A 5,510-nucleotide genomic window follows, 5' to 3' on the forward strand; every position below is an offset into this window, starting at 1 on the left:
CTGAACCTCTCTTCCGATCTTTGGTTTGGTTGCCGTCTCGAAAATTGTTGAGAAGATCATCGCTAAGCACAGTCAGTAACGTTAGCCATTACCTAATGAGATGAGTTGAGTATGACAGACTTTCCGATCACACCATTTGGCCGCGATATCACGACGGACGATATCGTTGCTACCATGCAGTCATTTAAAGGCTGGGAAGACAAATACCGCCAAGTGATTCAATGGGGAAAAAAACTCCCCCAAATGGCGGAAGAGTTTAAAACTGAGCAGGTCATGGTTTCTGGCTGTGAAAGCCAAGTTTGGTTAGTGAGTCAGTCTGTTGCTGGTGTTTGGTCTTTTCATGCAGATTCTGATGCTCGCATTGTTCGTGGTTTGATAGCATTAGTTCTTGCCGCTTTTGATGGTAAAACTTCAGAGCAAATTAGCGAGTTTGATGTTGATGGCTATTTTGAATCGCTAGGGTTAATTTCTCACTTAAGTGCTTCGCGTGGCAATGGCCTAAAAGCGATAGTAGAGCAGATAAAATCGCTCAAGTGATTCGCTTCAACAATGGCGCTTCACAAGAGTGATAAAGAAAAGGTTCGCATCAGCGAACCTTTTTCATTTAGGGTTTCATTCGGTTTGAACTACAGTATATTGACTGCCTTCTCGATGGCAGAAATTAAGCGTTTTACGTCATTCTGGTCATTATAGATACCAAACGAAATTCGGACACTTCCCTTAATCCCAAGGGCATCCATTAAAGGGTGAGCACAGTGGTGCCCAGCTCGAACTGCGATACCTTGTTGGTCGAGTAACGTGGCGATATCTTGATGATGAACCCCCTCAATACCAAAACTAATCACGCTCGCCCCATCTTGATAGCCATGTATTGCAATATCTTCAAAATCAAGCAGCGCTAGATAGGTTTTTTTTTGCAGTTCGTGGATGTGAGCGTCGACTTTCTTTGCATCAAAACCTTGGTACCATTCGATGGCTTTAGCCAAAGCAATGGCGCCAGCGACATTAGGAGTTCCCGCTTCAAACTTCCCAGGCAATTCGGAAAAGGTTGTTTTCTCAAAAGAAACGCTTTCGACCATTTTTCCACCACCATGCCACGGCGGCATGACATCGAGCAGTTCAAGTTTTCCATACAGAACACCAATACCGGCAGGCGCATAAAGTTTGTGCCCCGAGAAAACATAGAAGTCAGCGTTAAGGGCTGCGACATCGACGCGTTCGTGGACAATACCTTGTGCACCATCAACCACAACAACCGCGCCAATCTGGTGCGACTTCGCTATGATTTTTTCAATAGGTTGCCTTGTCCCTGTGACATTGGTGATATGAGCCAGAGCGACAATCTTAGTACGACAGGACAATCGATCCTCAAACGCTTCATAATCTAATTGGCAGTCGGGCGTCATTGGTATTTTGACGATGTTAGCGCCTGTTTGTTCGGCAACGATCTGCCAAGGGACGATATTTGCGTGATGTTCCATTTCACTGATGAGGATTTCATCACCCGATTGCAACGTATTACGAGCGTAAGTTTGTGCAATCAAATTGATCGCTTCGGTCGCGCCTCGTGTCCAGATGATCTCTTTAGTGCTTTGAGCCCCCATGAACTCAGCGACGATTTCTCGTGCGTGTTCAAATTGATTGGTGGCGTTGGCAGTTAAGCTATGACTTCCTCGGTGAACATTTGCATTTTGAGCACTGTAATAGTCGCTGATGGCATCAATCACGATTTGAGGCTTTTGTGTGGTTGCTGCGCTGTCGAGATAGATCAGTGGCTCACCATTGACTTTTTGATTGAGTGCAGGGAATTGCTGCTTAATTGCCGCTATATCAAGCATGTTCATTACCCAGTTTAAAATAATGCAGGGTAGGGAGTGTCACCATCGGTTCTGCAACGCTCCAAGCATGGGGCTTACCAGACAAGTGAATTATGATTTCAATAGCAAACTCGAGTGCCGTTCCTGGGCCTTGACTGGTGATCAAGTTATGGGTGACATCGATAGTGACTCGCTTTTGTCGCCAATACGGTTCTTCAATATGATCTTGAAAGCTTGGGTGGCAGGTCATCAGCGCTGTTGGATATAAATCGTGATGTTGTAAAACCAGAGCAGGTGCTGCGCAAATGGCCGCGACTAACTTACCATCGTATTTATGTTGCTTAACGATTTCCATCAAGATTGGACTGTCTCGAAACACCTCTGCGCCAGATACGCCACCTGAAAGAATGACCGCATCAAATTCGTCATCGGCAATATCCACCAAGCGACAATCTGCGGTCAGGGTAACTCCTCTTGAAGCCTTCATGGTCAGTTGGCCATCAAAATCTGCACTTGCAACAATAACCTCGTAGCCAGCGCGTACCATAATATCGATGATCGTTACTGCTTCCATCTCTTCAGTGCCTAGTGCGATAGGAACCAGTATTTTTTTAGTCATGATTCGTCCAACTTAGTTCTATGTGTTTGATGGCCTTGTAGAGTTTATCATTCTCTGGTGTCGTGATGCGGTGTTGAGCCGCTTTATCGATTAAGTAGCCAGTAATAAAGTCTATCTCGGTTTTTCTTTGGTAGAAAATATCTTGCCTCATTGAAGAATAATTGTCTGCGGTGGCTTGAATGACGGTTGTTACGGTTGAACTCAATGTCTCGCTAGACAGGCTAATGCCCTCTGCCTGAATGACCTGCGCGACTTCTTCTATAATGGCGTTGAGTCTTTGCTGGTAGGGTTCGCCAGCTAATTGTCCATTTCTACACTGCTCGATGGCGGTCAAGGGGTTGATGGCACAGTTAATTGCTAACTTCTGCCACAAGGCAGCGGTTATATTGTCATTCCAAGTCACACTGGGCAGAGCATGGTTGAGCACGTCAGTCATGAATTGGCATTGTTGCCCTCGATGGTTGTATGGACCAACTTGTGTTGCCCCTTGACCTGTGTGACTGACTTTAGTGTCATTTAATTTAAGTGCGCCATGTGTCGTTGTTGCTAACAGAACGGGGTGGGCGTTCAGTTGAGATCTAAGTGGGTCGACCGCGCCCATGCCATTATGCATAAATAGAATAATACAATCATGATGAAGTGACTCTAGAAGTGGTTCTAGTGCTTCTTGAACTTGCCATGACTTGACTGTGACCAACAATAAATCAGCATTGTTAAGTGCGAGGCTGTGTTGATTGAGATACGTTTGATTGTGGTTGTCATCAAGTTGAATAGAAATATTAGGACACGAGCTTCTGCTCCAGAGCGATACGTTATGCCCAGACGAATTAAGATGAGAAGCCCACAGAGCGCCAATTGCGCCGGGGCCAAGAACCACAATATTCACGTTAGAGTCTCTATTACAAAGTGTGAGGCAAGGATAATAGGCTAGAGTAGGAAATCAATAGAAATAAAATGGCAGGCACAAAAAATGGCGCTCAAGAGCGCCATTTTAGTATTAGTTATACAAACTTAGAATTTGTAAGTAGCAGCAATGTAGTGGCTAAAGCCTGAAGATTTTAGACCAGCAGAGTCTTCGATACCGTAGATATCGTTGTACGCTTTAAGGCCGTAACCTAGAGCGTAACGGTCTGAGTGCCAGTAGATGCCATTGAACATTGCACCACCGTGGCTTGCTGTTGAACCAAACTTGTTACCAGCGCCATCTTCCATACCGAATTGGTAGTCGATGTAGCCTTGGTAAGAGATGAAAGAGCCGTTCTCGAAGAAGTAGAAAGGTTTAAACCAGTTAGTAGAGATCTGGTAACCGTTCCAATCCTTTTCGTTGTTGTCGTAGTAACCGTAAAGGTTTAGGCCAATTTTACCTAACCAAGGAACCATTACGTCTGAACCTAGACCAACTTTAGAGTTGTTTACGCCGAAAGCACTTTCAGCATCACCAGACCACTCAAAAACAGTCGCTACATAAAGTTCTTCTACAGGACCGAATGAAAGGTCTTTACCTGTCAATCCATCTAGAGACATACGAGGGGCAAATTTCATGAATGATTTAGCTGCCCCAGCTTTATCGCTATTGCTGTCTGTTGTTAGGTTAAAGATATCAACGTAACCGTATAGATCGAAAATTCCAGAGCGGCCACCGAATTCCATCTCTAGGTAGTCATGAGAAGACTCACCTGGAAGCTCATCGAATGCGCCCATAAGGTTGAACTGCATCCACTTATAATCGTTTTTATGTGTATCGCCGTCAGTGTAGTCTGCTGCTAAAACTGGCGCTGAAGTTGCTGCTAACAAGCTAAGAGCTAAAAGTGATTTGCGCATGAAAAGTACTCTCTATTTATTGATATGTCACATGGTGCTTATTTTAGTGTTAAGCACATCCGAATGCAGCGCATAATAACGACTTAATTCAAAAATAAAAGAGAGACAAACGATTGCATTGCAAATTTATTGTGACATGAGTCACGTTTATGGTGCGTGATAATGAACTTAATACTTATTTCATTGCGTTGCACTAATGATGTGATTGGTGTCTCATTGCTTCGATTGTCAAAAGCCGCAATTGTTTATCGATTAACCAACTTATTTAGTTAACGTTAGGTAGATAGGGATCGTAAATACGATGTTGGAACATTTATGTGATTGTGATCTTTGAGGTTACATCTTAGTTGGCGATATAAAAGGGCAGCTAAATAGCCACCCCTTTCATTATACATTTTATCAATGATTAAGATTCATTTCTGGCTTTATCAAGTAGTCGATTAAAGTAATGTCGAAGCGAATAAAGCATGATCAAGCTTGGAATTACCATGACCGCGGTAACGATAAAGAAGGTTGACCAGTCATTGAGGAAGTCAGCCAGTTCTCCACTAAACGAAGCCAATGTGGTTCGACCAAAGTTTCCGAGTGAGGCCAGTAGGGCGTATTGTGTTGCTGAAAAAGCTTCACCCGTCAGAATGGTCAAAAAGGATACAAATGCCACCGTTGAAAATGCGGTAGTAAAGTTATCAACCAGAATGGTCGCTAAGAACAAATGCTCATTGGGGCCAACTTTGGCAATCCAAGCAAACATTAAGTTACTTGCCGCCATTGCAATACCGCCAATCATTAAGCCACGTACAATGCCGAATTTCACATTAAACATACTGCCAACTAGGGTAAAGAAAATGGTTGCTCCCCACCCGATCAGTTTTGAGTACTGGCCAATTTGTTCGTTACTAAATCCGACTTCTTTATAAAAGGGAATCGACATTCGGCCTAGGAACGCTTCACCGATCTTAAAGAGGAATACAAACAGCAATAAAGTAATCGCTACTTGAACGCCATTCCGTTTGAAGAAATCTAAAAATGGCTCCACAACGGTAACTGTAAACCAAGCCGCAACTTTTGACCCAACCACCTCGTTATGGCGTTGTTCTGCTTGTTTTTGAAGAGCTTCTCGCTGGGTGTTGGGCTCTCCTACGAGCAAGGTAAACAACATTAATACAGCGACAAATCCCGCCATTCCGTAGTAAACCCCATTCCATCCCATGCTATCTGCGTTGATAAAAGCCACATAGCCGGGCAATGAGTAG

Annotated in this window: 5 protein-coding genes and 1 pseudogene; 1 reads left to right on the plus strand and 5 read right to left on the minus strand. The window is 43.9% G+C overall.

Going from position 1 to position 5,510, the window contains the following annotated elements; genetic code table 11:
- Positions 1-111 precede the first annotated feature (111 nt).
- Positions 112-537 carry a cysteine desulfurase sulfur acceptor subunit CsdE gene (gene csdE, locus ACP45E_RS20280; protein WP_017038012.1) on the plus strand — a complete coding sequence of 142 codons (426 nt, stop codon included), beginning with the start codon at positions 112-114 and terminating at the stop codon, positions 535-537.
- A gap of 89 nt (positions 538-626) precedes the next feature.
- Here the strand turns inward: csdE and csdA are convergent, their stop codons facing one another.
- The 5 genes and pseudogenes from csdA to ACP45E_RS20305 form a co-directional block, all read right to left on the minus strand.
- Positions 627-1,838, minus strand: coding sequence for a cysteine desulfurase CsdA (gene csdA / locus ACP45E_RS20285; RefSeq protein ID WP_026026621.1), 1,212 nt, complete (start codon positions 1,836-1,838; stop codon positions 627-629).
- Entirely contained in the window at positions 1,831-2,436 is a 606-nt protein-coding gene (locus ACP45E_RS20290) for a DJ-1 family glyoxalase III (protein WP_017038010.1), read from the minus strand. The genes csdA and ACP45E_RS20290 overlap by 8 nt, the downstream gene beginning before the upstream one ends.
- A complete protein-coding gene (gene panE / locus ACP45E_RS20295) occupies positions 2,429-3,322 on the minus strand; it encodes a 2-dehydropantoate 2-reductase (protein WP_069585480.1) in 894 nt (297 codons plus the stop codon). Before panE ends, ACP45E_RS20290 begins: the two co-directional genes overlap by 8 nt.
- Before the next feature lie 125 nt (positions 3,323-3,447).
- Positions 3,448-4,257: an outer membrane protein OmpK gene (locus ACP45E_RS20300; RefSeq protein ID WP_017038008.1), complete on the minus strand. Its 810-nt coding sequence runs from the start codon at positions 4,255-4,257 to the stop codon at positions 3,448-3,450.
- Positions 4,258-4,663: 406 nt separating this feature from the next.
- Positions 4,664-5,510 (minus strand): annotated as a pseudogene (locus tag ACP45E_RS20305) (MFS transporter); the annotation flags it as partial.

Source organism: Vibrio genomosp. F10 str. 9ZD137 (assembly GCF_049974785.1).
Taxonomy (GTDB): Bacteria; Pseudomonadota; Gammaproteobacteria; order Enterobacterales; family Vibrionaceae; genus Vibrio.